The sequence below is a fragment of the Schlesneria paludicola DSM 18645 genome (genome assembly GCF_000255655.1).
Lineage (GTDB): Bacteria > Planctomycetota > Planctomycetia > Planctomycetales > Planctomycetaceae > Schlesneria > Schlesneria paludicola.
Window position 1 is genome coordinate 3,241,865 of the sequence record NZ_JH636434.1, and the last position, 26,940, is coordinate 3,268,804.

Below are 26,940 nucleotides of genomic sequence, written 5' to 3' on the forward strand. Positions count from 1 at the left end.
TCCATGGCCACACGCAGACCCTGTCCTCTCGTTCCCAAGCACCCGCATTGGAACGAGGAAAGCGCTTTGCTTCAATGAAGCCCTATCACACGAGCGGACGCAGACCTTACGCGGCCCTTTGAATGGATTCCGAGATCGCCACGAATCCAATACGACAGCTCTCTGATGGCGATCGTTGCGCTCGCTGACTCGATCGCAACGGTCGCCGGACCGTGAGCCTTGCTCCAAACGGATAGCTTGCTGCGACGCGAATTTCGAGATCGGCTCCATCAAGATCTTCCGCCATGAGTTCCGGGCACCGGGCGAGCGGCGGGCAGAACGAAATGTGTACCGTCACCTCGCGCTGCCCCTCGGCAAACTCAATCCGAATTCCCCCTTCGATGGTTTCACCCGTTTCACGACGTGACCGAGTGTGCCACTGTGTCATCTCCGCCGCCGAGGGCGAATCGAAGTCGATGGGCTCAAACCCCAGAATCGATTCCGATTCTTCCTCCAGAACCGACTCGCTTTGATCGAACAAGTGGTCGTTCCCATCCATGTGTGCTGCAGCTCGCGGCGGCCGGAGATTCACAGTCGATTCTCCCGACACTTGACTTGGGGCCGCTTGAACCCCGTGAGATCGTCTCCACGTCGCCACAATCCAAGTGACCACAACCGGCAGAATGGCCACAGCCACTAAAACAGCCATTTCGGCCGTTGAGGAACTCTGACCAGCGATAATCCCGCCAAACAGAGCAACGCCCAGCGAGGCCATCAGCGAGACCCAACGGTTCGTATTCTGAGGTTGAGCCCCCGCAAGACTTCCGTCGATCGCCAACAGAAGCCCCAGCGAACAGGCTGTCGCGACCAGGAGCACGAGTGAAAACGAAGAATTCTCCGGCAGACTCGACGACGCAAGCGCCAGCCACCCAGCGGTCAATACCCAAAGGGCGACTGCCAGCGATCGTTTCGAGGAAAGTGAATCGAGAAAACTCATTGCAAACCTGTTGACCAGAATCACCGATGGAATCACCGGTCTCCGACAAGACCAGACTGCCAGCGAGAATCGGAATACAGCTCTCGAACGGAACAGACTGGTCGTGAGACACGGCAGAGTGTAATAGAGAAGCGGAAATCAGGGCGAGAGGAGTCTCACGCACACCTTGATCCGATATTGCGAAACCGGCCCCAAGACATTTTCAGGCTCTAAATTCATACGTTTTGGCCTTCAAGGAACGACGAAATGCCGAAATCGATCTGCGCCGCCGTCTTGTGTGGCTTGATCCTCCTCCCCTGGCACGCCTCAAAATGCGATGACGCCGTGCGAAGGACGGAAGACGTCGTCTACGGCCGGAAATTTGGCATGGCCCTGACTCTGGATCTGTTTCAGCCCGCCAAACCCAATGGAGCGGGGCTGCTGTTTCTCGTCAATGGCGGTTGGCTGTCCAGCAAATCGACGCCCTTGATGGTGACGGTTCGTCCCGACGACTATCGAGTTTTCCTCGAACGGGGTTACACCGTCTTCGCGATCGTGACCAGTTCCCAACCCAAGTTTGTCATCTCTGATGAAATCGATGACGTGTTGCGTGCCGCACGATTTGTTCGATTCAATGCGGCCAAATACGGAGTTGACCCCGAACGGCTGGGCGTCATGGGGTCGAGTTCCGGCGGTCACCTGACACTGTCGCTCGCAACACGCGGCGGACCAGGCAACGCGGAAGCCGCTGATCCCATCGATCGCACAAGCAGCGCCGTCCACGCGGCCGCCTGTTTCTTTCCACCGACAGACTTCTTGAACTATGGAAGCCCGGGTGCAATGGGCGTGGGTGCCGGTCCGATGGCGCCTCTGCAGGTGGCATTTGGCCCATCTGCTCTCACCAGCGAAGGCCGCGAACAACTGGGTCGTGCGATTTCACCGATCTATTACGTAACAAAAAGCCTGCCACCGACACTGATCATCCATGGCGACAAGGACGAAGTCGTCCCCTTGCAGCAGGCCGAGATCTTTGTGGCGAAAGCACGAAGTGAGCAGGCTCCATTCGTGCAATTGATCGTCAGACCTGGAAAAGGACATGGATGGGGCGACTTCTGGAAATCGGCTGAAGACATCGAAGCCTTTGCAAACTGGTTCGATCAACATCTACTGCCAAAAAAATAGCGGCGCGGCGATACCGCTTCGAAAGCGTCAGTCCACAATGATGATGTCCCGGCTGAATTGCGACAGACGTTCTGCGCCCTGATCGGTCACCAGTAGATTGTCGATGATTCGGACTCCGAGAAACTCCTCGCCGATGAAAATGGGCGGCTCAACGGTGACCACCATTCCGGCTCGAAGCGTGTAGTCACTACCACCGAACAGGTGCATCGGTTCGCCCCAGGTCGGCGGAAAACCAGGGGCCAGCCCGTAGCCAGACGTGTGCACGCGATATCGATCCAGTCCCGCCTTCGCAATGATTCTTTTGGCCGCTTCATGCGGAACGACGGCCGGGACCCCGGCGCGCACTTCCGCGACAAACGCATCACAGGCCTCGCGAACGATTTGATAGATCTCAGCAACACGGGACGTCGGTTTGCCGATGCAGAAGTGTCGGCCAATCGTCGAGGTATACCGCTTGAAGGTTGCCCCATACTCGATACTGCCGGTCTCACCCTGCTTGAGCACTCGTTGCGTCGGCGGACCATGGCTGAACCCGGCTCGTTCCCCCGAAACAAGATTGATCGGACTTGCCGCTAAACCGCTACCGGCCTTCAACAGCGTCTGGTAAACGTCCCCAGCAAGTTCCAGTTCGCTGACGCCTGCTCGCAACGAATTGGCAAACACCTGCATCGCACGATCGTTGATCTTGGCGGCTTCACGAATGTACTTCTGCTCGGTCGCCGATTTCACCAGCTTCAAATCGTGTATCAAATTCGAGGGCTCGGCCACCAACGCTGCCCCCAGCACCGACTTGATACTCAAATAGTGGTGGGGGTGCAGATAGTACGCAGGAACCTCGATGCCGACGCGAGCACTCTCAAGCCCCAGCGACCGGATCACTCGTTCGAATACCTGCAGCGGATCCTCAGGCTCCGCACCCCCGAATGTCCAGAGCTGATCGACGTGCGCATCATCCTGAAACTCGTTCCGTTCGCCCTCCCGTGTCAGAACCACCACGGGTCCTTCGTCGGCCGAGATCAGCAGGCATTGAAATTCCTGGTAGCTCTTGGCATCCGAGCCAGTCAACCAATGAATCGACACGGGATGGAAGGCAATAAACCAGTCAAGTCCCGCCTGCGAGATGGCTTCCCGTACGCGCGCTCGGCGGGAGGAAAATTCTTCGAGGGAAAAATCATGCTTCGACATGGTGGAAAGTCCATCTCATCAGGAACAAACGGAGCAATGGTTTCGTAGATTGATCACTGCCATGGACAGAATCAACCCTCATCCATCCAGCGAAAAATGCTTGACGATGTCATCCGGCAACACGTAACCCACACCCGCGCAGTCGGGCAGCGCGATCGTTCCGCCACGAACCGGAAATCCCGCCTCTTGCAACGCACGTCGCAGGGGCGAACTAAAGACTTCGGCCGGGGCGAATTCAATGAACGGCGTGACAGGCGAGTACGCCGCCAGATGAACGGATGACGCACCCAAAATCTGAGTCGACCAGTTACCAGGACAAACTTGTGCACCGCGAGGAACAGCCAATTCGACGATGCGCTTTGCCTCGGTGAATCCTCCGCAGGTCGTGACATAGGGCTGTACGACAGTCACCTGCCCACGATCCATCATGTCGAGGAATTCCCACCGCGTGACGCCATGTTCGCCCATCGCGAGTGGAATCGAGGTCTGCTTCGCAAGTTTCGCGTACGGTTCGGGGGTGTCCACGGGAAACGGCGTTTCAAAGAATCGCAGGTCGAATTCTTCCAGTTGTCGACAGACCCGGACCGCGGTCGGGACATCGTTGAACAGATACCCGACGTCGACCATCAGCGCCGGCGTGTCACCCAGGGCGCGACGAAACCGGCGAGCCAATTCGACGACATCTTCGGGCGTGGACATCATCGGTTCGACTTTGAATGCCCGATAGCCCAGTGCCGCCAGCGCCTCTGCACGCTCGACCTGCTGCGAGAACATTGCTTCGCCGCCCCAGATGTCTGAAACAAGCGTGCAATAAGGAACGATCTCAACCTCGTGCCCGATCGGAGTTTGAAAGGGGCCGCGCTGTGTGCCGCCCAAAAGCGTCCAGACCGGTTGATTCAGCATCTGGCCATAGAGATCCCAGATCGCAACGTCGAGTGCGCCAAGAATGATAATTTCCCAGCCACGACGATTGGTATGCATCAGGGCATCCCACATCCGTTGCCAAAGTCGCTCGGGGTGCGTGATTTCCTGGCCAATCAGAATGCGGCCAAAATGTGAATCGCGGCCACCGACAGTTCCCTGAACGACTTTCGGAGGGACGCGAAAAACTTCGGAAAGCCCTGTTAGACCTTCATCAGTGTGGACGCGAATGCACGCCAATGGTTCCACTCCACCTTGATCGGGATCAATCTCGGGGCCGTCACCAATGACGAAGACCTCGAATCGCGCAATCTGCATGGAATACCTCACCAATGTCGCTAAAGTGTGACAAGCTTGCGTAGCGTGCGGGCGCAGATCAGGCTGGTTCTCGAGATTCGAGCCACCCCGAATTCCGCGTATCCGATCATAGATCCGAAGGCTCAAACAAGGCACCGACCAACGACCGAGAATGATTCCACCTGGCCAGGAATCCTTTGTCGAAAAGTGTCACCCTGCTTGGAACTGCGGATCGACGCAACGTGCCATCGTGTCATGTGATGTTGATTAAGCCAAACCGACAGGACCGTCACTCGTGAAAATCACCGAAGTTATTTGCCAGTTGCTGCGTGTTCCCAGCGTCGAACAAAAAACCGCCAGCAGTCAGGACGCGGTCCTGGTACGAATCCGAACCGACACCGGCCTGGAAGGAATCGGCGAGGCAGATTCACAACCCGAAGTCGTGAAAGCGATCATTGACGCCCCATTCAGCCACAACATCGCCTGCGGCTTGCGACAACTGCTGATCGGCGAGAATCCGCTCGAAACCGAACGGCTGTGGCAGAAGATGTATCGTCGTACGATGTACTTCGGCCGCTCGTCCGTCACCATCACGGCGATGGCCGCAATCGACATGGCCCTGTGGGACCTGAAAGGAAAGCTCTACGACCAACCGATCCACCGCCTGCTGGGCGGCAAGCAACATGATCGAATCAAAGCGTATGCGTCGATCCTGTTCGGCCGCGATGGTGCCGAAACGAAAGCGATCGCCGAACGATGGCGAGCGGCCGGTTACCGAGCGATCAAGTTCGGCTGGGAACCGATGGGGCAGAGCGAGGCACTCGATATTGAACTGGTCCAAGGTGCACGACAAGGGATTGGCGATGGCATCCTGCTGATCGATGCGGGTTGTGTCTGGGATGCCCGAACCGCCCTGCAACGCGCCGAGGCATTCAAGGAATATCGACTGGGCTGGCTCGAAGAACCACTACGACCGGATGACGTCGAAGGGTACCGCTGGTTGCGAGACCGCTCGCCAATCCCGATCGCTGGCGGGGAAGAAGAGTGCGGACGCGAAGCATGGCGACCTCTGATCGAAGCCCGCGCACTCGACATCTATCAAGTCGACCTGGCACGAAACGGATTCACGGAAGCAGACTACGTCAAGCAGCGAGTTCAAGAGATTGGCGCACGACTCTGTAACCACTGTTACACCAGCCCTGTAACCGTCGCCGCCAGCTTGCACTGGCTCACCACCTGCCGCGACGCCTTCGTCTTCGAGGACTGCGTCGATGATTCGCCGCTGCGTCACGAACTGACACACGAGCGCGTTCAAGCCGTTGACGGATGGATCACTCCGCCAGATGGGCCGGGGCTTGGAGTGACGCTCAACGAAGATTTTGTCTCGTCGTATCTGATTGCCGAATCAGGACGCGTATAATCGCTGAAGCCCTTACGAGCTGACTCGCCAAGGGCGTTTCATCGTGCAACGATGGAACGTCCGCGGTGAGATCCGGCGGTGTGGGACGGCGAACGTCAACCTGCATCCAAACAGCGTTTCTTTCCTTGCGATGAGCTCCTGAGTGACCGCTGCTGACACATCTGCCCCGAGTCGTTTCGTAGTGGGCCTGGACCTGGGCACCACCAATTCGGCGATGGCCTACGTCGACACCAACGAAACTCCGCGCCGGATTCACACGTTTGTGACTCCTCAAATTGTCGCGCCTGGACAAATTGAAGCACGCGAGACACTTCCTTCGTTTCACTATCAGCCCGCACCGGGAGAGTTCCCACCCGACTCCATGCGTTTGCCATGGCAGACATCCACCGAATACCTCGTAGGGCACTTTGCACGCGATCATGGAACCGTGGTTCCCGGAAGGCTCATCGGTTCGGCCAAATCCTGGCTGTGCCACAACGGCGTCGATCGAACAGCCGACCTTTTGCCGTGGCAGGGTGCCGAAGATGTGACACGCTTGTCGCCGGTGACGGCCAGCGCACGCTACCTTGAGCACTTTCGTGCCGCTTGGGACCATCGCTTTCCAGACCATCCACTCGCCGAACAGGATTTCGTGCTGACGCTGCCAGCGTCGTTCGACGAGGTCGCTCGCGAACTGACGATCAAGGCCGCGAAACAGGCGGGGCTTCAAAAGATTGTCCTGATCGAAGAACCGCAAGCCGCATTCTACGCCTGGATCGACAAGCACACCGATCGCTGGGAGCAACTCGTTTCGCCTGGCCAGACCATCCTTGTCTGCGATGTGGGTGGCGGAACAACCGACTTTACACTGATCCGCGTCCGCAAGGGAAAAGACGAGACCATTCAATTTCACCGAGTGGCCGTTGGCGACCATCTGATCCTTGGTGGTGACAATATCGACCTCGCCCTGGCGCATCATTTGGAGAGCCGAGTCCAGCCGGGCGGCCAACTCGATCCGCGGCGGTGGGGTGTTCTCGTTCGAAGCTGCCGTGCCCTGAAAGAAGTTCTGCTCGGTGAAGATCCGCCGGAAAAATGGACACTCACGCTGCCTGGCAGCGGTTCCAAATTGATCGGTGGTTCGATTCAGATTCCCGTGACGAGACAAGAGACTGAATCGGTTGTCGCCGAAGGCTTCTTTCCCGAGATCTCGCTCGATGCGAAACCACTCGCATCGAAGTCCGGTTTTCAAGAATTTGGGTTGCCGTACGCGGCGGATGCGGCCATCACAAAGTACCTGGCCGCGTTTTTGACCGCACACGGATCAGTGGCGACGGACGACGCGGTGCCCCCCAATGCAAGCCCTTCATTTCCTGTTGCGGCGGTCCGGCCGGATATCGTCCTGTTTAACGGTGGTGTGTTCGCCTCGCCACTGCTGCGTGACCGCTTGATCCACGCCCTGGAAACATGGTTCAGGTCAGAAGACTCGACCTGGACTCCGACGATCCTGGAGAACGAACGGCTCGATCTTGCCGTGGCGCGGGGTGCGGCGTACTACGGGATGGTGCGCCGTGGTGAAGGCGTCCGGATTGCAGCCGGACTCGCGCGCACGTACTACATCGGAGTGGAAACGGCCGCACCGACCACTGACGAATCCGGTGCCGCACCAACCTCGAATGTTTCGGCACTGTGTCTGGTTCCCGCCGGAATTGAACCGGGTCAGGAAGTCGATCTCTCGCAGCATCAGTTCCAATTGCGGGTGTCAGAGCCGATTGAGTTTCCGCTCTTCGTCTCAAGCACCCGGCTGACCGATCGTGCCGGTGACCTGATCGCGGTTGATCCCGAACAGATCAAGGAATTGCCCCCAATTCGTACGGTTCTAAAAACTGGCAAATCGAAAGATGCGACAACCGTCGCCGTCATTCTCAAGGCTCGCCTGACCGAGATTGGAACGCTGGACCTCTGGTGCAGCGAAGTCGGCGGAAAGCGGTCCTGGCAACTGCTGTTTGACGTTCGTTCGGCAACGCGGACGGAACTGAGTGCCCATCAATCCGCCGCCGAAGGCCAAGGCCTGTTTGAAAATGAAATCGTGCAGGCCGCACGCGGCGTCATTGTCGAAACCTTTGCACCGGAGCGGCACAGTCCCATCCCTGGCACAGTCGATTCAAAATCGAAACAGACGACGCACATCTCCAAACCCTTGCCATCCGAATCACAAGAGAAAACGGCTTCGGTGGTCAAGCGGCTCGAACAAGCCCTATCGATCGATCGTGGCGATTGGCCGACCTCGCTGCTGCGACAACTGTGGGATGAATTGATTGAATGCGAATCGGGTCGCTGGGCCAGTGCACAGCATGAATCACGCTGGCTGAACCTGACAGGATTTTCGTTGCGGCCAGGATATGGGCTGGCACTCGATGATTGGCGTTGCAGCGAAACATGGAAGCGATTGCAAGGAAAGTTGGCCTTTGCGACGACCGCATGCCGCGCCGAGTGGTACATCCTGTGGCGGCGGATTGCGGGTGGTCTAACGGCCGGGCAACAACTGGCCTTGGCCGCGCCCCTCATCAGTCAGCTCAAACAGGCGGTGCGACAGCTCGGCGCAAAAGGCAAAGGAATTGATTTCGGCGGCAACACGCACGAATCGTCTGAGTTACTGCGCCTTTTGGGGTCTTGCGAACTGTTGCCGATTTCCGTCAAGCACGAATTGGGAGATCTACTGCTCGAGATCCTGGGGCGTCCGCGTTTCACTGCGCTGTCGACCGCGACACTGTGGGCGATCGGTCGAGTGGGCGCGCGTCAACCTGTCTACGGACCACTCAATTCGGTCGTCCCCGCCGAATCAGTCGCTCGCTGGCTGACGAAACTCGCCGAATTCAAACTCAAAGACAACATGGTTCCCTTCACGACGATGCAACTAGCACGGAAGACCGGGGACCGGTATCGCGACCTTGATGACGTGGCTCGTCGCGAGGCACTGCGAATGATGGATCGATTTGCAGGCTCAGATCATTACCGGGATCTCGTCACTGAAGTGAAGACTCTCGAAACAGCGGATCAGTCATTGATCTTTGGAGAAGCTTTGCCGAAGGGCCTGAGAATCCTGTAACGTCGGCTGGGCAAGAATGTCTTGTTGAGCCTTTCGATTCTCGACCAGAATCAAACGTTCAACAAGTCCGGGCGTGTTCTGTCATTTGCAATGAAGCGAGGTTCAGATGTTGCAGGTCCAATTCTTTGCGAAGGCTCGTGAATTGGTCGGAGCTTCGCCCGTCGAGATTCCTTGGCCAAACGGCGGCACCGTGTCGACACTAAAAGCTAATCTCACGCAGCTCTACCCGCAGCTTCAACCCTTGATTCCGAAGCTGTTGATTGCCGTCAACAACGACTACGCGAATGACGACAGTCCAGTCCAAAGCAGCGACGAAGTGGCATGCTTTCCTCCAGTGAGCGGTGGGTAACCGGTCGGTTCGGCGATTCGCGGCGTCTCTCGTACTCGAGACGAAATGTAACCGTTCACAGGCCGGGGGGCTGGCTCATTTTCCCGCGAGTACGGACATCGTTGCGATGGTCGAAACACTGTGGATTCCAATGGTCCGGAAAAATGTGCGTGCCCCCCGGCCTTCTGGCGGTGAACGGTTACAGACGAAATGAACCTGAGTTCTGTTCCTAATTTTTGACAGCGATCGCATGATTTCACTGACGCATTCACCAATCGACTATCACGCGTTGACAGAATCGGTCCGCTCGCCGCAATCCGGTGCGGTGGTCCTGTTTCTGGGCACGGTTCGCGAAATGACGGGCCAGCGCCGGACCGTTGCCTTGAACTACGAAGCGTACCCGACGATGGCCGAACGAAAGTTGGGGGAACTGGAAACAGCCGCAAGGGCGCGCTGGCCGATTGACCAGGTTGGAATCGTGCACCGCCTGGGACACCTGGAATTGGGAGAAATCAGCGTCGCGGTGGCGGTCAGTTGTCCGCATCGGAAGCAGGCGTTCGAAGCGGGTCAGTTCCTGATCGATGAATTGAAGGTGTCGGTTCCCATCTGGAAGCAGGAAAACTGGGACGATGGCTCAACGGAATGGGTCGATCCTACGGCGGATTCCTCACAACCTCCGCCGTCGCCCGACAATAGCCCACGACATTGCTGACAGACCGTGTAGAATGAAACGGTCGGATTCCCGCCATATGGAAGGTCGAGACCAGGCCTTTCGGACGCAATCCGTAAACGTATTCTGCAAACTGATTACCGGCTGCTGATCCCGATGCTCCCGCAACTGCCGCTTCTCGATACCTTCGGCCGACTGCACAACAACCTGCGGATCAGCGTGACGGATCGTTGTAACATCCGCTGTTTCTACTGCATGCCAGCCGAAGATGTGCAGTTCATGGAGAAGTCGGAGCTGCTGTCGTTCGAAGAGATCGAACGGATCGTCCGTGTCGCCGTTCCCTTGGGAATCGACAAGCTGCGACTGACTGGTGGTGAACCGCTGGTCCGCCGGGAACTGCCCCGCCTGGTCGAGAAACTGGCCGCCATTCCGGGAATCAAGGACGTCGGACTGACGACCAACGGGATTTTGCTCGCGGAACACGCGCAAGACCTGTACGACGCAGGACTACGACGCATCAATGTCAGCCTGGATGCGCTGACTCCCGAGAAGTTTAAAAAGTTCACTCGCCGCGATGGCTTCGAACGAGTGATCGAAGGAATTCAGGCGGCGCAACGAGCCGGATTCCAACCGGTCAAAATCAATGCCGTTTCCGTCCGAGGCTTGACCGAAGAAGAAATCGTTCCGTTTGGTCATTTCGCCCGAGAAACCGGGGTGGACGTACGATTCATCGAATACATGCCACTTGACGCTGACAACCTGTGGGAACGCGACAAAGTGCTGTTCGCACAGGAAATCATCGACATCCTTTCCGCATCCATCATGCCATTGGTTCAAGTCCCGCACGGCCATCCATCCACTCCGAAGACATCGCCAGACCCCGACGACAACGCAGGTCCGGCCGAGAACATGGTCTTCCAGGACGGAGTTGGACGAATCGGCTTTATTGCGTCGGTCAGCCAGCCGTTTTGCCTCAGTTGCAACCGCATTCGACTGACGGCCGATGGAAAACTTCGTAACTGCCTGTTCAGCCTGGACGAGACCGACCTTCGCGGCCTGGTTCGCGGCCAAGGAACGAACGCCGATATTGCCGCGGCCATTCGTGCAAGCGTCCTCGCCAAGAGCGAAGGACACGAAATCAACACGGCACGTTTCATCCAACCATCGCGCCCCATGCATTCGATCGGCGGATGATCAGCGGACTTTATCCTCACGTTCTGAGCGAGCCGCCTGCGCCTGATGACCGAGAAGCCCGCATCAGGAATCGTGCGCACGGTTGCTGTCAGACACGCTGAACGGCACCATAGCGTTCGAATCGCGTCTCCCGCGGTCTGAATTTCAATTCTCTTCCCGATTTGCATGCTGACGACGTTTTCGGTCTCCCTGTGACGACGCGATCGTGCTGTCGTTTTGAACGTTCACTTCCTCAGGAACAAACCATGGGTCTGCGCTCAAACAATCTCCGCAACCTACTTCGTGAACTGATGCGCCGACCTGCGGTATTGGTCGCACTTCAGATTTTCGGGGCCGCGGGATTTGTGACCGCTCAAACGGATCAGGCATCGCCCAGCGTGACGCGATTCGTCGATCACTCGCTACTCGTGGCCCCCGAATACCCTTGTACCTGGCCGGCCCATCCGTTTCCGCGATTTCAATTGACGCACGAACGAACAATCGGGCCCGATTCGCCCTACAATGTGGATGTCTTGCTGATCGATGGCAATACCGGGACGCAATTGGACGTGCCGCCTCATTCGGTCGCACGCCCCGATTTGAAACGACCGAAGTCCGGACCACTTGGCCTGGCGTTCACGGAAACGATCGAACCCTGGCAGTTTGGCGGAGAAGCGTGTGTGATTGATGTCAGGGATCTGTTGGATCAGGCTCCCAAAGGCGTCAGCCCCCTTGTCACCCCGGCGCATGTCAAACGGTTCGAATCAAAGTACCGGTCACTGAAATTCGGCGATGTGGCACTCTTTCGAAGCGACTATTCCGACAAATATTACAAACCGCTTCCCGAAGGATCTCGATTCATCGCCGACGTTGTGGACCGCAGGTCGCCGGGCTATCCAGACCCTGATCCCCATTGCATGGAATATCTGGCCGAGCGAGGCGTGATGACCGTGGGCACCGACAGCGCTAGCATGGGACCGATGCCCAATCTGGCCGAACCGACGCACTACGCTGGCTTGCGACACGGAATGATCTGGACGGAAGGTGCCACGAATCTTGGCTCTTTGCCCGCAACGGGTGCCTTCTACTGCATGCTGGCCCCACGCCATCAAGGCGGCCCCTACAGCGAATGCCGGGCGATCTCTGTTGTGGGAGGCGACTTGCCAAAGCGGTTGATCGCGTCAGCGACGGCCAAGCGCGCCGTCGACCTTTCGCCGGTGCTGGCTCCAAACCTGCCGCTGACTTCACCCGGTCACCGTACAGGTCAACATCGCCAGACCTATTTAAAGATCGACTTCCTGTATGCGGAATACCTGGATCTTTGGCACCACGGACACCTGATGGACGCCTCCGCAGGAACACATCTCGTCCCTCCGTCATATGCACTGCCGCCCGAGGGAACCAAGCCCGAGTATTCACCGGAAGTTCGCGGTTGGCTGGCGGACTATGAGCAAAAGTACGGCCCCCGCGGCACCAGTTCGCTCACGACCGAGAAAGTACCGCTCGACTGGACGTGCGGCCCGATTCGCATCATCAACGTCCAAACGCTGGTCGGATCAACCGATCAGAAGTCCTGGCCCGCCTCACCGATTGTGACACCCGAGCTGATCCAAGCGGAAGAACAACGCTCCGGCGGACTTCGTCCAGGTGAAATCGTCGTGTTGCACACGGGCCACCTCGACCAGCATTTGAAGCCCTCTCCAAACGAGTCGGGCGTCTGGTCCGACCCGCTCGCGGGAAAGAGTGAAGGCTGGCCGGCACTGGGAGTCGACGCGGTCGTCTATTTAAAGAGCAAAGGAATTCGTTGCGTGGCGACCGACGCCCCCGATCTGGGCGGCGTCGACCCCCGCAACGCGCTGATGACCTATTGGGCACTTGGCAGCCGAGAAATGGTCGGCATCGAGTTCCTGTACAACGTCCACCACGTAAACAACGGCAACTACTTGCTGTTTGCGGCACTCAAGATTCGAGACTGCCACGCGGGGCCAGGCCGAGCGATCGTGTTTCAGTAGAATCTCGGACCACGCTTGTTGAGAAGGACTATTTCCCTTTCGTCGTCAAAGCAAACTTGACGTCCGTTTCGGATTTGCCAGCCTCGACCTTAAGGTCTGCGTTTCCGCTTCCACCGGCCTTGTACTTGTTGTGAAACGCCATCACGCCAGGCGGAAGCTTCGCAGCAATCGCAGGCGGTACGGGAGCAGCAGGATCGTCGAAGAAACTTGACGTTCCGCCGGGGAACCACTCAAAGACAATTTTATAAGCCCCGGGCACTACACCATCTCCCTTTTTCACGGTTGAGATTTCAAATGCACCTTTCTCATCCGTCGTTCCGCTTGGCCCACTTGCAAAACCGCGCGCCGCAACTACTTTTTTTAATTGCTCGGGATCAATCAGAATGATTTTCACCCCTTCAGCCGGATTACCATCGATCGTGACCGTTCCTTTGATCTGAACAGCTCCATCAGGAGTTTTTGCGTTCGGCCCGGAATTGTCCTGAGGCTTCCCAGAAGCACCACATCCCAATGCCACCAATGACATCACAAAAACCAAAATCAAGCCATCACCTCGGCTTCGCATCAACATCTGAGATCCTCTAATTTGTTTTGACAGAAGGGGAGCTTTTATCAGCAAATCGCCATCTGAAGCACTCGAACGACTTTGATCGACTCGATGCAGCGAATCACCTGAGAAAAGCAGGATCGGGTATTGAGTGAGATTCCACTCCACGGACTGCCGAACGAAACGGAACGATACATCGTCGCAGATCGTATTGTCATGATCGAATGTACTACCGATCGACTGGCACGCCAAATCAATCACGACAATCTTGGGCTTGAGCACGCTCAATACGAAGCAGGCCGAATAACGGAGATTTAGTCGATCAATGAAAAAAGCTCAGCAAATGAACAGTCCATTTACTGAGCTTTTTTCTGGGTTATTTTTCGCCTGTGTCAGGTCTAGAATTCGCCTAATGGCGAGTCAGCGCGGGCACGAGTTAACAAGCAGGCAAGTGTGACATTGCTGATATTTTCGTTGAGGAACCGTGCAGATCCGTCGCACAGCAATATTGTGATTCCTCCGGTGTGGAAGCTGTAGAAACTACCTCCAGACGCGCGATCATTGGATTTCATAATACGGGCATTCGTACAATTAATTGCACATGGCCCCCCTACAGTCTGACCTGTCGTATCGGTTCCCTGGGTGCGAACCCAATTGAATCCATCAGCCCATGTTCCACCACTCCAGTTGGTTGCCAAATATGCGGCACTACTCGTCGACGATTGGCCACTACCATTTCCAAGGTTATTTCGCTTCTGGTAGAGGTTGTCGCGCCCAGCGAGCTCCGCGAGCAGGATCGTGTTCGACGTTCCATCCTGAACTTCTTTGATACCAAATTTCAGGAACACTCCACCACCAAAATTGATTGCATCCATCGAGAACGTGGAGGCGGTGCATTCTCCGATGGCACCTTCTTGGCGACCAACGCTGGTCGCTGCAGGTGGCGTCAACCCGGCGGCAAAGTTACTCCACACTGCTCCTGACAGTTTGTCCCACGTCGTGTAGTCGCACGCGCCGCCAACGTACGTAATCGGTGCGGTATAAGGTCCTGTCAGTGCATTCGGATTGCCATTTCCCGCCGTAGGATTCGTGTAGATCTGTGTCATAATGTTCGAGTCATACGTCTGCGTTACCTTCGCCGCCCCTGGACTCGAAGGACATTTGAATGCTGGGATCACGGTCGCGACCGCTGCAGCATTGATCGGATCAAAAAACGGAACATTCTGATTGTATGAGTTGTACACGTTGGCCTGATCGAGTGACGGCAAGAGGCCAGGCGTCCATCCCTGCCAGTTTTGAAGAGTATGCGAGCTATCAACATAGCCCGCCGTCATGCCTCGAGGCCACGCGTTAAAGGTGCTGTGGTAATTATGGAATGCGAGTCCAATTTGGTGCAAATTATTGCGACACTGGGTGCGGCGAGCGGCCTCTCGAGCCTGTTGAACCGCTGGCAACAACAGAGCGATCAAAACGGCGATGATGGCGATGACCACCAGCAATTCGATCAGAGTAAAACCTGTCTTCCTACGCGAAGTCATGTCTTGTTCCTGGATGAAATGAATGACGGTTCGTCATGAATTGACGAAGAGTAAAAAGCAAAATGAATCAACTCTCGTGAAGATTCAAACCTGAAATGAATCGTTGACGAATTCGCAACGAGCAGGCCAACGAACTTAGCGAAACGGCTGGGCCAAGCGGCAATTCCACTCGCTGCCGGTTGAAACCGGGGACTGGCCCAGAGGGGATTCAAATACACGACGACAGCTTGAATACCTCGGGGCCTTTCGCTGTTGCTGACCCCTCAAAATCGATCAGAATTCGCCAACAACGGCACCATCACTGATGGTTGACAAGCGGCCATACGTCTGCGCATCCAAGTTTTCATTAAGGAAACGCACGGAACCATCGCCCATCAGAAAATGAGTCCCTCCCGAGTGACGGCTACCGAAGCCGTGAAAGTACTGCAGGATTGTCGCACTACCGAGTGCAGGAGCTCCCGTGATATAAGCGCCTCCCTTTTTTACCGCTGCATTAATCGCAACCAGTGGATCAACAAACGCGTTGCAAACCCCAACCGCAAGTGCAACGCCGTTGGCTGTTTCCATCGTTGGAGCTGCATATGCATTGGAAAGAGTAGCGTCCGCATTGCCGTTGGCATGCGTTCCACACCAAGTTGCCGACGATCCGAAATTCCCGTTGGCATTAAACTGGACGAAGCATCGTTCTCCGACCATCGTGGTGTTGCTTGTTCCATCTGACATTGTCTGAATTCCGATCTTGCTATTGGCGGTGAATGTGCCGCCCAAGAACTGGAATGTATTCGGAGAAAGCGCGGGAGTTGGTGAGCCGTTCTGCAGAGTGTTTGCGACGGCCGGAGTCGTGAAGCCCGGGTAGCCAGCCACCCCTGGATACGAAGACCAGCCACCAAAAAAGGGCCCGTTTTTATTGACGACGACCACGTTGAATGGGTCATCCGATGGACAGCGCAGTGCATCCAATGGCTTGATCACGGCGGCATAGCTGTTTCCAGCAGGTGACGTCCCATCATGTCCCGCAACGAAATTCAGCTGATTATAGAGATTTCCCTGATCCAAATAGGGAAGGATGAAGGCGTTCCAGCCCCAACTCGCGTACGGATTATTGGCCGTGGCGCGAGTCGGCGCATCGATCCAACCAGGTGGGAAGGTGAGGTAATTGTCGTGGTAGTTGTGTAACCCAAGCCCCAACTGCTTGAGGTTGTTCTTGCACTGCGTTCTACGGGCCGCTTCGCGTGCGGCCTGAACGGCTGGAAGCAACAGCGAAATTAATACAGCAATAATTGCAATTACGACCAACAATTCGATCAGCGTAAACCCAGACATTCGTTTCATAACTGACTCCAAGGCACGAAAAAATACATGATGCAAGTTAGAACACACGCATGTGGAAATGCGAAAAAAAATCGACGAACTCTTTCATAGCAGCTCACACATCAAAAGATCAACCTTCACTAATCCGTAGAACGTAAATTTAAAATTACAAATATTTAATGTAAATCTGGCCAAAAATTGTTTTTCGACTTGCAAAAATCTCGGCGACACTGAAGACAATATTGCAAAATATGACATCGAATCGCAACATTCGCTCAAACTGAACAATTCCCCATGAATTCGAATCGAGCATTTTATGTGAAATGGAACAAGGGTGAGCTTGTCGCCGAATGCTGGAGAAAATCGTGCGGACCAGCGTGGCCACTCCGTACCCCAAGCATTCGCAGCGCCACCCTATTGACTCACCTCGTAGACTTGAACCGCAGGATGTGTAGGTGTACTCGACCGTCAATTTCGACGAGGTAGCCTCATGACGAACGTGTTGCTGCTGGGCGCGGGCACAATTGGGCGTATGATCGCCGCGCTCCTGATTCGATCCGGTGACTACACCGTCCGAATTGCGGATACGGATGCCGAAGCCCTCAGGCGGCTGCAGGTGAAATTCGGTGTCGAAACCGTCGTTCTGGATGCCTCGTCGGAAGAACAACTGTTCTCGGCCATGAATGGCATGAAGGCAGTGATCTCGGCACTCACCTTCAGTCTGAACCCCACAGTTGCTCGAGTTGCGCTCCGAGCGGGTGTCAGCTATTTTGACCTGACCGAAGATGTGGCCACGACCGCTGCGGTCCGCGCATTGGCGTCGGCTGCCAAGCCGGGACAGATCTTCATGCCGCAATGCGGACTGGCCCCGGGATTTGTCGGAATCGTCGCCAATCATTTGGCCCAGAAATTTGAGTCGCTCGATTCATTGCTGCTACGCGTGGGTGCATTGCCCGAATTCCCGACGAACTCGCTGAAATACAATCTGACCTGGTCCACCGATGGCCTGATCAACGAGTACTGCAATCCTTGCGACGTCATTCACCAGAATGAACGCCAGAACGTTTGGCCGCTGGAAGGGCTCGAACATCTCTCGATCGATGGCGTTGAGTACGAAGCGTTCTCGACATCGGGGGGGCTCGGCACGCTCTGCGAAACGTTTCAGGGAAAAGTCCGCGAGCTCAACTACAAAACGGTCCGCTACATCGGGCATCGCGACCGCATGCTGTTTCTATTGGACGAACTTCGACTGCGCGAACGCCGAACCCTGCTGAAAGAGATCCTCGAGAACGCCCTCCCGCGTACGCTGCAGGATGTCGTTGTGGTCTTCTGCACAGCCACGGGACAGCGTGACGGACAAATGGTACAGCTGTGGGATGCCCGAAAGGTCTATCATCAGACACATGGTGATGAAGTCTGGAGTGCGATCCAAATCACGACGGCGTCTGCAATTTGTGCCGTGCTGGATCTGCATCTGACGGGCCAGCTGCCCGAAACGGGATTCGTCAGACAAGAGCAAGTGTCGTTCGACGCGTTCCTCGCGAATCGATTTGGCAGCCACTACGTCTCGTCGGGATCAACGCGAGACGCCCCGTCCCGCTGAGCTGACACAAGTGCAACGATCACGGTGGCTGAACTAACGCCTTCCACCCGCCACCGGAAAAAGCCACCGCCTGATACCGACTTCCTGCCGCGAAATCGCTACCACTTCGTCGCGGCGGCACGTTCCAGGGTGAAAACGGCCGTGCCGTTACGAAAGAGCGTGACTGTCCCCGTCGATTGACTGACGGTAATCGCCATCGCGAGCGTGTGGGCGGAGATTGCCGCAGCCGTCGAATGGCGGGCCCCCAATCCCTGTGGCAAGCCAGGTGGCAGCGACTTCGGCATCAGATAGGTTCCGGCACTCAAAACCGTCCCGTCGCCTTGAATAATGAACGCGCCATCGATCAGCGCGAATTCCTTCATCGTTTCCGTCAGACTGGGGTCGAGAACGTTCCGCAACTGCCGGGAGTAGCCGTGGAATGGATTCAAGACAAGCTGCTGTGAGTTCCGCAGAACGTTCCGGGCATCCCCCACCACGAACATCGCCCCGACCGGGTGCGCCTCTCGACCTTCCGCCGCAATTTCAACCGCCAACGACAAGACGCGCAGCATCACCGCGGGCCTGACCACATCGACGCCGCGCCGATTCTTCTCAGAGAGCATCGCCCGCAAGTGCGCTTCAGGCTTGGTCACCGTAATGCTGTCGAGGCGGCGACCGTCCGGTCCCGTCACGCAGACCACGCTCGTCTTCTCGTGCAACAGATTCTGCGAAGACGCCAGCAATTGCCCCAGATTGGCACGATCCATTCGCGACAGCGAAGCGTGAAGCCCCTCGAATACATGTGTATCTTCACGATCAATGTGAAAATCGTCGCTATGCTCGGTGGTGACCAACAGCAAGCGTCCCTTCCATTGAGACAATGGCTCCCAGGGAACACTTTCGAGTCGGTCGATCGCCACAAGCAGCGCCTGGGCACCGAGTGACTCAACCAGCTGAATCGCCTGCCTGACGATCACCTGCGTCAGGCGGGGAATCCCCGGAGCACGCGCAGGCCGCTGGTCGGGCTGAATTCCCGCTTTCGCCAGTAGCAACGAATCGATCGTGCGGGTGTCTTTGGCCTCGATCAGTTGTTGTCGGAACTCCGGCAGCTTCAGCAACTCGGCCAGACCGGCGAGCACTTCCACATGCGTCTGCTGCAGCTTACGGCCAATCACCAGCAGCACAATCAGCTTGACGCTCTGGCCGCTGGGGACCCCATAATCGATGCCTGCCCGGCTACGGCCCAGGACGACTCGAAAGTCGCCTTCCCAATCCACAAAGGCGTGGGGTAATGCAAAATCGCTCGAAACCAGAGTCTGAGCGGCCGCTTCACGTTCCTCGATCGCTTCGAGAACCGTATCGGGAGCGATTCCTTCATCTTCCCAATTCGCCGCTTGAACGAGCGCTCGAATGGCGGCCGGACGTTGTTTTACGCTCAGCTCAAGGATCCGAATCGCACTGACCAGCTCACCGAAGTCCAATGAGGCGTCTCCGTTTGATTTGCCGCAATATTGCCAATCCGCTGTCCGCAAATTTTTCGATAGTTGACGAAGTGTGGCGGTTTATAATCCAAGACCGATTCCACTCGCAACCGCCGTCTAACACGAGTTGACTCAATTTTCACAGGGAAAATGGATTGATTCCGCCGTAGCCGGGATGCAAGACGCAAGCGCATCAAAAAAACGAATCAACCAGACATCGCCTTGATGACACGTCGACCATCCTTCTCGCGAACGGCCTTACGCAGGCTTGCTCGCGATTGTTGGAAGAACTCTTAAGCCGGAACAGAAGTTCAGGACCTCGAATTCGACCGGCCCTTGGTCGTCAGCTCCGAATAGCGAAAACAGGTCACCAGATGGTCGTTCACCATGCCTGTGGCCTGCATGAAGGCATAACAGATCGTCGTTCCGACGAATTTGAATCCACGCTTCTTCAAACTTTTGCTCATCGCGTCCGACTCGGCCGTCAATGCGGGAACTTCGCCAATCGATCGCCGGCTATTCTGCTTCGTCGTCCCGTCGACAAAGCTCCAAATGTACTGATCGAACGAACCGAACTCGTCTTGGACAGCGAGAAACGCCCTGGCGTTCAAAACGACCGACGCAATTTTCAAGCGGTTTCTGACAATCCCCGGATTCTGCATCAGGCTCGCTTCACGATCCGCGTCGTATTTCACGATCCGGTGGGCATCGAACCCGTCAAAGGCTTCACGATAGTGATCGCGTTTTTTCAAAATTGTGTCCCAACTGAGCCCTGCCTGAGCCCCTTCCAAAATCAAGAACTCGAACAGCAGTCGGTCGTCGTGCACCGGAACACCCCATTCCTCGTCATGGTACGCGATACTCAGCTCGTTCTTGGCCCACGAGCAACGGCTGACTTCTGCGGCGGGCGGGAGTTTTGGCATGGGATTCAAGTCCGTCAGATCAAAAAAGAGTCCGTATTCGACGCACGGTCGTGCGTCGAATCTAGCGGTTGACGCCAGGAAAAACTCGCCATTTTTCATTGACGTGACAATAGTTCACATGTAATCTATTTATGTAGAAACGAAATCCTGCCGCAAGGAGAACGCAATGACCAACAATCAACTGCAGCGAGAACTCAAGAAACGAAACCCGTTCGAATCGCCCGTTCAAGAGGCAAACCTGAACATCGTGCGGACCAGCGATCAGTTCCAGAATCGCTTCGGCCGACTGTTTCGGCAATATGGCCTTACGCCCTCGCAGTACAATGTCTTGCGGATTCTACGGGGCGAAGGCCGGCCGATGCCCTGCCTGGATGTGGCCGAACGGATGATTCAAGTCGTCCCGGCCATGACCGGCCTGATCGATCGACTCGAAAAGCAGGAACTGGTCGTGCGCGAGCGCAGCGTCGAAGACCGCCGCGTGATTTATGTCGAAATCACCTCCAAGGGACTCGAACTGCTCGGGGAAATGGACAAACCCGTGAATGAACTCCATCAGCGTTTGATGGGACACCTCACCGTTTCGGAACTCAAGGAACTCAGCCGTTTGTTGGAAAAATGCCGACAGAGTTTAAATGGCGATGCGGTTTGAGCATCTCTTTTTTAAGAAAATACATGACATGTAAGATATTGACATGTCACATGTAATCCTGACAGGGGACACACGTCAGTCAATCCAAACCAAGCCGCGGCGAACCCCAGACCTCTGCCGCCGACGTCACGAAAGGAAAAATGATGATCCAAATTCGCAAAGCCAATGATCGCGGACATGCCGATCACGGCTGGCTCAATGCCTACCACACATTCTCGTTCGCCTCATATCGCGATCCGCAATTCATGGGATTTCGATCACTTCGCGTCATGAATGAAGATCGCGTCGCACCTGGTCAGGGATTTGGCACGCATCCCCATCAGGATATGGAAATCGTGACCTATGTCTTGGAAGGTGCATTGGAGCATCGCGACTCGATGGGCAACGGCGAAGTCCTGCGGCCCGGAGAATTCCAGCGAATGTCGGCCGGGACGGGAATCACCCATAGTGAGTTCAACCCGTCTGACACGGAACCTGTGCATCTGTATCAGATCTGGTTGTACCCCGAAAAACGCGGGATCGAGCCGAGCTATGAACAAAAGCGTTTTCCTGTCGCAGAACAGTCCAATCGGCTGCGATTGGTCGCCTCGCCAACGGGGGCAGACGGGTCCTTGCAGATCCATCAGGACGCGCAGATTTTCCTGTCCCAACTGACCAAAGGACACGAAGTCGTCCATCAATTGCTGCCGAATCGCCATGCCTGGCTGCAGGTCCTGCGAGGATCGGTCGAGCTGAATGGACGTGAATTACAAACCAGTGACGGTGCGGCCGTCAGCGAGATCACAACCCTGGCGATCCGGGCCAGTGATGATGCCGAAGTCATGCTGTTTGACCTCGCTTAAGGGATCCTGCCGCAACGCTGTTCGGCTGTCAGGGGGAATTCCAGTTCGCTCTCACAGCCGAATATCCCGCTGCAAAGTGGTTCCGTTGAAATGACCACGCATCACTAAATCGACTTCTCTCTTCAAAATCAAAACGACAGAATCTGAAAGCGAGCGACGATCATGCAAACGACCATTCAAGGATTGGCCACGGTGTTGGGCCGAGTCATGATTTCCACGATCTTTGTTCTGAGTGCCGTGGGCAACAAGATCCCAAACTTCAAGGGCGTGTCGGACTATATGGCGTCGGAAGGAGTTCCCCAACCGCAGGTCATGCTGGCCGGTGCCATCGTGTTCCTGATCGCCGGAAGCGTCTCAATCGTGCTGGGTTACCGGGCGCGCGTGGGAGCCAGCTTGCTGCTCGCCTTTCTCATCCTGGCGACGTATTTCTTCCACGATTTCTGGACCATGCAAGGCCAGGAACAGCAACAACAGATGATCCAATTCATGAAGAATCTGTCGATGATGGGAGCGATGGTATTCCTGATGGCAAACGGATCAGGCCCAATGAGTCTCGACAATCGCCGCCCGGTGCCTGTTCATCGTTAGTGGTGCTTCGAAGCCTCGTCAACACTTCGATGAACATCGCCACAAATAGACCAAAGCATTTGTGGCGATGTTCATAAACCTGTCACAACTAAGTGACTGCGACACGTTTCGCGGTCACGACGTGATTGAGGTTACAGGTTGCGTTTGCCTTGAATGAACGCCATGACTTCGGCGCGGCTGGATTGGTTCGTCTTGAACAAACCGCGGACGGCGCTCGTGATCGTCAGGCTGCCTGGTTTTCGGATTCCACGGATCGTCATACAAGAGTGTGCCGCTTCGATGACGACAACGACGCCTTTCGGATCGAGTTCCAGTTGCAGCAGGTCGGCGATCTGGTGCGTCATCCGCTCCTGGACCTGGGGACGATGCGACACTTCTTCCACAACGCGGGCCAGCTTCGACAGCCCCACGACTTTTCCGCGAGGCAAATAGCCAACGTGAGCCATGCCGATAAAGGGCAACAGATGATGTTCGCACATGCTGTTGAAGCTGATGTCCCGCACCAGGACCAGTTCGTCATATTGTTCGACGAAGACCTTTTTCAGATGCCGGCCCGGGTCGAGGTGCAGTCCGGAAAATAGCTCGGCGTACATCCGGGCAACGCGAGCCGGGGTCTCGAGCAATCCTTCGCGGTCCGGATCTTCACCAACCGCCGCCAGAATCTCGCGAACGGCACGCTGCATCCGCGGTAAATCGACGCGCGGTGGCTGTTGTGGCTCCACCGAGGCCGCAGCTGCGCCGGGCGGTGTCGAACCATGGATACAATCGTCATTGTCGGGCGTCGCGTTCGTGTCCAAAATGGCTTCCGTCAGCTTGTTATGAAAACGTCCAGAGGTTTCGTCAGGGTATCCTAGAAGGTGGCCAAGCGATGCGTCAAACCCCGCCAGAATCCCTCGTCCCTCGCGACCAGGCTCACCCGCCCCTCGCCTACCTCGCCCCTCGCCTACCTCGCCCCTCGCCTACCTCGCCCCTCGCCTACCTCGCCCCTCGCCTACCTCGCCCCTCGCCTACCTCGCCCCTCGCCTCACCCGCCCCTCGCCTACCTCGTTACCAAGCTCCTGCTTGGTAACGCTTCTTGCAATTTTGTGTTCCGTCGCGCAAAAAAGCCCAGGAACCCTCGTGCACACGGCTGACATTTCCCTCGTCGTCAGGCGGGCACTTGGCAACCAGGGAAGACACTCCATGAACGCAATGGCAAACGCGATTTTCCGGGGGAATCGCACGAATGGTGAATTTCCGGCTTGAATCAGATTTTCTCGCGAGATAAGCTTTTGCTGACGATTAGAGACATACCGTCTACACGCGAGGTTGTCACATGGCCGAGAATTCCCTTACCGCGCGACTTTTGGCTCAGGTTTTGAAGCGGATGCAACTGGCGGCAATTGGTCGTCGGTTCTTCACGACGTTCCTGGTCTGTTGCGGCGTATTCGCGGCGGTGCTGCTGGCCGCCCGGTTTTCGGGACTGATTGCCTTGCCTGCGGCCGAGTCGACCTGGTTGGCATTTTCCGCCGTTCCCTTGGTCTCAGGGCTTTTCGCGTGGCTGCTGCATCGTCGCCCGTCCCTGCCCGACGCGGCGCGTCTGGTCGATCGCTCGACAGGGGCAAAAGACTTGTACCTCACCGTTTCGATGCTGGGAACTTCCGCGGGCGCCTACCAGCCTTTGGTTGTCCAGTCCGCGGAATCACGCGCGGCGAATGTGAAGCCCGAAGTGGTACTACCTTTCACATGGCAGAAGCGTTTCTGGCATGCGGTCTGGGTTCCAGGTCTGGTGGCCCTGGGAATCTTCTTCCTGCCCCAATTCGATCCGTTTGGGAAAGTCGCGGCGGCGAAGTTGAACGAGCGTCGCAATGACCGACTGGCCGAGCAGAAGAAGGCGACCGAGCTTCGTCTGGAAGAAGTGAAGCGTCAGCTGGAAGAACATGAAGAGAGCAATCCGACCGACTCCGCGATCGAAGAATTGAAACTGACCTTCAACAAGATGAAGGCTGACAAGAAGAATGAAAATCTGAAGATGCTGTCGAGCGACCAAAAGGACATCGGAAAACTCTGGCGGCAGATCAGCAGTGAAAAGCTGAAAGATTTGATGAAGTCGTCAGCATCCAGCGATCAGCAGTTCGGTGCCAATCAGGATGAAAAGCTGAAGAAGTGGGTGAAAGAACTGCAAGAAGGTGACGCAGGCGGCGTGCAGAACGAACTGCAAGAGCTCAAAGAACAACTTCAGCAACTCGCCGCGACAAAAGACCCCTTGAAGCGAAGTGAGCTCATGCAGGAGCTGAAAGAGCGGCTGCAGAATCTGGAAAAGATGGCTCATGAGAAGCTGAACAACGAACAGCTGGCATCCGCCCTGGAACGTGCCATGCAGCAGATGGAGTTGTCTGAAAACAAGGACATGCAGCAGGACGCGATGGAATCCGCCATGCAGTCGCTGGAGCTCAGCGAAAAGGAACTCGAGCAAGTCCAGCAGGCGGTCAAAGACATGAAAGAGCTGGAAGAGGCGTTGCGGACAATTCAACAGGCCAAAAAGCTGAACGACCAGGAAAAGCTCGACGGGGCTCAGACAGAGAAATGCAAAACTCTGGCCGAATACGAAGCGTTGTATGCCGAGATGCTCGCCCAGGGCGAAGCAGGCGAGGAAGCCGGTGAAGAGGAAGGCGAAGGCGGCGGGCCCGGTGGATTCGGCAAAGGCGGCGCCATGCCCGAAGATGATTCCGTCGAAACCGGCTTCAAGAGCGAACAATCCAAATCCGCGGTCGTGGCCGGGAAGATGCTGCTTTCCATGCAGACCAAGGGCGAAGCAGAAAAGGGCGAAGTCGTCCGGGACTACAAGCAACTGCTCAAATCCGTGAAGCAGGGTGCGATGGAAGCCATGAACACCGAGCAAATCCCCCCCGGCTACCACGAAAGCATCAAAAGCTACTTCGATTCGCTCGAAAAGAACAAAGAGTCGAAGTCCAAGTAAGCCTTTCGCACGCGATCTTTGGTGCCACTTCCCGCGGACCGTTTTTCCCTCGTTACCAAGCTCCCGCTTGGTAACGCCTCCATGCACTCTCGTCGTCCATCGAGCAGAAAAAGCCCCTCCGGCACCCGTCCTATGTCGAGGAAGCGTTGCCAACGGGAGCTTGACACTGGGAGAAAACGCTCATCAGGCACGAAACCAACACGATTCGAGTGTTTGGCGGCCACCGACCCGCATCGACTGTCTTTGAAGCGATTCTCGCATCCTTCGCTCTGAGACGCGAACGAAGCATTTAAACATAAACCATTTCTAAAACCGGTCTTACGCCCTTTTGCTTCGGCTTGCCGATGGCCATGGGGGACGGCTTGTTGCTGCCGATGGGACACCTCCTGTAGACTATCCACAGTAAAATTGTCACGAGTGCCCGCCGGAATTTGCCGCCATCGATTCGATTTGTGTTCATGAACCGCTCCACCCCTGATTACCGAGCCCAATCGTCGATGTCATCATCGCTCGATGTCTTTCTGCTCGGCGCATTGGAGCTGGATTCTGCGATCGAGTTGCAAGAGCGGATGCGGGACGAGATTGCTGGACGCAATGACCGGCACGGCGTCCTCTTGGTCTGTGAACATCCTCCGGCGATCACGATTGGGCGTGAAGGCCGCTTTGCCGATGTGCTGATTGACCGGGATGAACTGGTTTCGCGCCGGATCGATGTGCGCTGGGTCAATCGAGGTGGCGGTACGTTCTTACATTTGCCGGGGCAACTTGCGATTAATGCAATTGTGCCGCTCGAACGCCTCGCGCTTGGTTTGACCGGTTTGCGGTCGGCGTTCGAAGCCAGCCTGATTGCGATGGCAGGGGATCTTAAAGTCCCGGCGGAACGATCCACCGCCGCACCCGGTGCCGTCTGTCGCTGCGGTCAGTTTGCGTTCATCGGTGCGGGCGTGCGAGACTGGGTTTCCTACGGTGGAATGCTGGTCAACGTTTCGCTGCCACAAGAAATACTTGATCTTGTCCGTTGGACGGATACGGATGTGCGTGTCACGTCGCTGTCAGCGCAGCGCACGCGACCGACGGCCGTTTCGACCGTACGCGAGAGTTTGATCCGTAACCTTTCCCAAGCGATGGGTTACGACAGCTACCATCTGTTTACGGGCCACCCGCTGTTGCATCGGACCACGCGAAAGGTCTACGTTTATGCGTAAGCTGTGGTTGGGAATCACGATTCGCTCCATGGCTGCTCGTTGTTGTCTGCGATGATTCCAGGAATCAATCGCAAGTTCTCGAAAAAT

At 56.2% G+C, this 26,940-nt stretch carries 22 protein-coding genes; 13 read left to right on the plus strand and 9 right to left on the minus strand.

The genetic code is table 11. The features are described from left to right. Positions 1 to 106: 106 nt before the first annotated feature. Positions 107 to 976 carry a DUF389 domain-containing protein gene (locus OSO_RS0115895; RefSeq protein WP_040591694.1) on the minus strand — a complete coding sequence of 290 codons (870 nt, stop codon included), beginning with the start codon at positions 974 to 976 and terminating at the stop codon, positions 107 to 109. Positions 977 to 1,222: 246 nt separating this feature from the next. Between OSO_RS0115895 and OSO_RS0115900 the strand changes: the two genes are divergently transcribed. Further along, positions 1,223 to 2,137: an alpha/beta hydrolase gene (locus tag OSO_RS0115900; protein WP_010584236.1), complete on the plus strand. Its 915-nt coding sequence runs from the start codon at positions 1,223 to 1,225 to the stop codon at positions 2,135 to 2,137. A 27-nt stretch (positions 2,138 to 2,164) separates the two neighbouring features. Here the strand turns inward: OSO_RS0115900 and OSO_RS0115905 are convergent, their stop codons facing one another. Together OSO_RS0115905 and OSO_RS0115910 are read right to left on the minus strand one after the other, a co-directional pair. Next, a complete protein-coding gene (locus OSO_RS0115905) occupies positions 2,165 to 3,322 on the minus strand; it encodes a M24 family metallopeptidase (RefSeq protein ID WP_010584237.1) in 1,158 nt (385 codons plus the stop codon). 78 nt (positions 3,323 to 3,400) lie between these two features. Beyond that, positions 3,401 to 4,561, minus strand: a complete 1,161-nt coding sequence (locus OSO_RS0115910; RefSeq protein WP_010584238.1) for a mandelate racemase/muconate lactonizing enzyme family protein — start codon at positions 4,559 to 4,561, stop codon at positions 3,401 to 3,403. Positions 4,562 to 4,835: 274 nt separating this feature from the next. Between OSO_RS0115910 and OSO_RS0115920 the strand changes: the two genes are divergently transcribed. From OSO_RS0115920 to OSO_RS0115945, 6 genes are all read left to right on the plus strand, one after another. Then, positions 4,836 to 5,960 carry a mandelate racemase/muconate lactonizing enzyme family protein gene (locus OSO_RS0115920; protein ID WP_010584239.1) on the plus strand — a complete coding sequence of 375 codons (1,125 nt, stop codon included), beginning with the start codon at positions 4,836 to 4,838 and terminating at the stop codon, positions 5,958 to 5,960. 142 nt (positions 5,961 to 6,102) lie between these two features. Then, a complete protein-coding gene (locus OSO_RS0115925) occupies positions 6,103 to 9,045 on the plus strand; it encodes an Hsp70 family protein (RefSeq protein WP_029247074.1) in 2,943 nt (980 codons plus the stop codon). 106 nt (positions 9,046 to 9,151) lie between these two features. Continuing rightward, positions 9,152 to 9,394: a MoaD/ThiS family protein gene (locus OSO_RS0115930; RefSeq protein WP_010584241.1), complete on the plus strand. Its 243-nt coding sequence runs from the start codon at positions 9,152 to 9,154 to the stop codon at positions 9,392 to 9,394. A 229-nt stretch (positions 9,395 to 9,623) separates the two neighbouring features. Next, positions 9,624 to 10,085, plus strand: a complete 462-nt coding sequence (locus tag OSO_RS43755; RefSeq protein WP_010584242.1) for a molybdenum cofactor biosynthesis protein MoaE — start codon at positions 9,624 to 9,626, stop codon at positions 10,083 to 10,085. 114 nt (positions 10,086 to 10,199) lie between these two features. Next, complete coding sequence (gene moaA, locus OSO_RS0115940) at positions 10,200 to 11,237, plus strand: GTP 3',8-cyclase MoaA (protein ID WP_010584243.1); 1,038 nt, start codon at positions 10,200 to 10,202, stop codon at positions 11,235 to 11,237. A gap of 245 nt (positions 11,238 to 11,482) precedes the next feature. Further along, on the plus strand, positions 11,483 to 13,228 hold the full coding sequence (locus OSO_RS0115945; protein WP_010584244.1) for a cyclase family protein: 1,746 nt from the start codon (positions 11,483 to 11,485) through the stop codon (positions 13,226 to 13,228). Between the two features lie 28 nt (positions 13,229 to 13,256). On the opposite strand, the gene OSO_RS48080 is transcribed toward OSO_RS0115945, so the two are convergent. From OSO_RS48080 to OSO_RS0115965, 3 genes are all read right to left on the minus strand, one after another. Continuing rightward, the gene (locus OSO_RS48080) at positions 13,257 to 14,036 is read right to left on the minus strand and encodes a peptidase associated/transthyretin-like domain-containing protein (protein ID WP_157605208.1); all 780 of its coding nucleotides are present in this window, start codon (positions 14,034 to 14,036) and stop codon (positions 13,257 to 13,259) included. 137 nt (positions 14,037 to 14,173) lie between these two features. Then, positions 14,174 to 15,313 carry a DUF1559 domain-containing protein gene (locus tag OSO_RS0115955; RefSeq protein ID WP_010584246.1) on the minus strand — a complete coding sequence of 380 codons (1,140 nt, stop codon included), beginning with the start codon at positions 15,311 to 15,313 and terminating at the stop codon, positions 14,174 to 14,176. Between the two features lie 273 nt (positions 15,314 to 15,586). Next, entirely contained in the window at positions 15,587 to 16,645 is a 1,059-nt protein-coding gene (locus tag OSO_RS0115965) for a DUF1559 domain-containing protein (RefSeq protein ID WP_010584247.1), read from the minus strand. 469 nt (positions 16,646 to 17,114) lie between these two features. On the opposite strand from OSO_RS0115965, the gene OSO_RS0115975 reads away from it, so the two are divergent. Then, a complete protein-coding gene (locus OSO_RS0115975; RefSeq protein WP_010584249.1) occupies positions 17,115 to 18,227 on the plus strand; it encodes a saccharopine dehydrogenase family protein in 1,113 nt (370 codons plus the stop codon). Between the two features lie 98 nt (positions 18,228 to 18,325). Here the strand turns inward: OSO_RS0115975 and OSO_RS49905 are convergent, their stop codons facing one another. Next, the gene (locus tag OSO_RS49905; RefSeq protein WP_010584250.1) at positions 18,326 to 19,687 is read right to left on the minus strand and encodes a diadenylate cyclase; all 1,362 of its coding nucleotides are present in this window, start codon (positions 19,685 to 19,687) and stop codon (positions 18,326 to 18,328) included. Between the two features lie 311 nt (positions 19,688 to 19,998). Continuing rightward, positions 19,999 to 20,610 carry a DNA-3-methyladenine glycosylase I gene (locus OSO_RS0115985; protein WP_040592461.1) on the minus strand — a complete coding sequence of 204 codons (612 nt, stop codon included), beginning with the start codon at positions 20,608 to 20,610 and terminating at the stop codon, positions 19,999 to 20,001. A gap of 166 nt (positions 20,611 to 20,776) precedes the next feature. Between OSO_RS0115985 and OSO_RS0115990 the strand changes: the two genes are divergently transcribed. The 3 genes from OSO_RS0115990 to OSO_RS0116000 all read left to right on the plus strand — a co-directional run bounded on the left by OSO_RS0115990 (position 20,777) and on the right by OSO_RS0116000 (position 22,689). Next, positions 20,777 to 21,259: a MarR family winged helix-turn-helix transcriptional regulator gene (locus tag OSO_RS0115990; protein ID WP_010584252.1), complete on the plus strand. Its 483-nt coding sequence runs from the start codon at positions 20,777 to 20,779 to the stop codon at positions 21,257 to 21,259. 143 nt (positions 21,260 to 21,402) lie between these two features. Next, positions 21,403 to 22,101, plus strand: a complete 699-nt coding sequence (locus OSO_RS0115995) for a pirin family protein (protein WP_010584253.1) — start codon at positions 21,403 to 21,405, stop codon at positions 22,099 to 22,101. Between the two features lie 162 nt (positions 22,102 to 22,263). Next, positions 22,264 to 22,689, plus strand: coding sequence for a DoxX family protein (locus tag OSO_RS0116000; protein ID WP_010584254.1), 426 nt, complete (start codon positions 22,264 to 22,266; stop codon positions 22,687 to 22,689). Between the two features lie 131 nt (positions 22,690 to 22,820). Here OSO_RS0116000 and folE read toward each other — a convergent pair whose 3' ends face one another. Then, positions 22,821 to 23,486 (minus strand): GTP cyclohydrolase I FolE, encoded by a 666-nt coding sequence (gene folE / locus OSO_RS0116005; protein ID WP_010584255.1) that lies wholly within the window; start codon positions 23,484 to 23,486, stop codon positions 22,821 to 22,823. 518 nt (positions 23,487 to 24,004) lie between these two features. On the opposite strand from folE, the gene OSO_RS0116010 reads away from it, so the two are divergent. Together OSO_RS0116010 and OSO_RS48090 are read left to right on the plus strand one after the other, a co-directional pair. Further along, on the plus strand, positions 24,005 to 25,648 hold the full coding sequence (locus tag OSO_RS0116010; RefSeq protein ID WP_010584256.1) for a DUF8809 domain-containing protein: 1,644 nt from the start codon (positions 24,005 to 24,007) through the stop codon (positions 25,646 to 25,648). A gap of 497 nt (positions 25,649 to 26,145) precedes the next feature. After that, positions 26,146 to 26,853: a lipoyl protein ligase domain-containing protein gene (locus tag OSO_RS48090; RefSeq protein WP_157605209.1), complete on the plus strand. Its 708-nt coding sequence runs from the start codon at positions 26,146 to 26,148 to the stop codon at positions 26,851 to 26,853. Positions 26,854 to 26,940: the final 87 nt, after the last annotated feature.

Excerpts from the sequence above, each read along its gene's own strand:
- OSO_RS0115895 (WP_040591694.1), bottom strand. The coding sequence starts at position 976 with ATGAGTTTTCTCGATTCACTTTCCTCGAAACGATCGCTGGCAGTCGCC.
- OSO_RS0115900 (WP_010584236.1), top strand. The coding sequence starts at position 1,223 with ATGCCGAAATCGATCTGCGCCGCCGTCTTGTGTGGCTTGATCCTCCTC.
- OSO_RS0115905 (WP_010584237.1), bottom strand. The coding sequence starts at position 3,322 with ATGTCGAAGCATGATTTTTCCCTCGAAGAATTTTCCTCCCGCCGAGCG.
- OSO_RS0115910 (WP_010584238.1), bottom strand. The coding sequence starts at position 4,561 with ATGCAGATTGCGCGATTCGAGGTCTTCGTCATTGGTGACGGCCCCGAG.
- OSO_RS0115930 (WP_010584241.1), top strand. The coding sequence starts at position 9,152 with ATGTTGCAGGTCCAATTCTTTGCGAAGGCTCGTGAATTGGTCGGAGCT.
- OSO_RS43755 (WP_010584242.1), top strand. The coding sequence starts at position 9,624 with ATGATTTCACTGACGCATTCACCAATCGACTATCACGCGTTGACAGAA.
- moaA (WP_010584243.1), top strand. The coding sequence starts at position 10,200 with ATGCTCCCGCAACTGCCGCTTCTCGATACCTTCGGCCGACTGCACAAC.
- OSO_RS0115945 (WP_010584244.1), top strand. The coding sequence starts at position 11,483 with ATGGGTCTGCGCTCAAACAATCTCCGCAACCTACTTCGTGAACTGATG.
- OSO_RS0115955 (WP_010584246.1), bottom strand. The coding sequence starts at position 15,313 with ATGACTTCGCGTAGGAAGACAGGTTTTACTCTGATCGAATTGCTGGTG.
- OSO_RS0115965 (WP_010584247.1), bottom strand. The coding sequence starts at position 16,645 with ATGAAACGAATGTCTGGGTTTACGCTGATCGAATTGTTGGTCGTAATT.
- OSO_RS0115975 (WP_010584249.1), top strand. The coding sequence starts at position 17,115 with ATGACGAACGTGTTGCTGCTGGGCGCGGGCACAATTGGGCGTATGATC.
- OSO_RS0115985 (WP_040592461.1), bottom strand. The coding sequence starts at position 20,610 with ATGCCAAAACTCCCGCCCGCCGCAGAAGTCAGCCGTTGCTCGTGGGCC.
- OSO_RS0115990 (WP_010584252.1), top strand. The coding sequence starts at position 20,777 with ATGACCAACAATCAACTGCAGCGAGAACTCAAGAAACGAAACCCGTTC.
- OSO_RS0115995 (WP_010584253.1), top strand. The coding sequence starts at position 21,403 with ATGATCCAAATTCGCAAAGCCAATGATCGCGGACATGCCGATCACGGC.
- OSO_RS0116000 (WP_010584254.1), top strand. The coding sequence starts at position 22,264 with ATGCAAACGACCATTCAAGGATTGGCCACGGTGTTGGGCCGAGTCATG.
- OSO_RS0116010 (WP_010584256.1), top strand. The coding sequence starts at position 24,005 with ATGGCCGAGAATTCCCTTACCGCGCGACTTTTGGCTCAGGTTTTGAAG.
- OSO_RS48090 (WP_157605209.1), top strand. The coding sequence starts at position 26,146 with ATGTCATCATCGCTCGATGTCTTTCTGCTCGGCGCATTGGAGCTGGAT.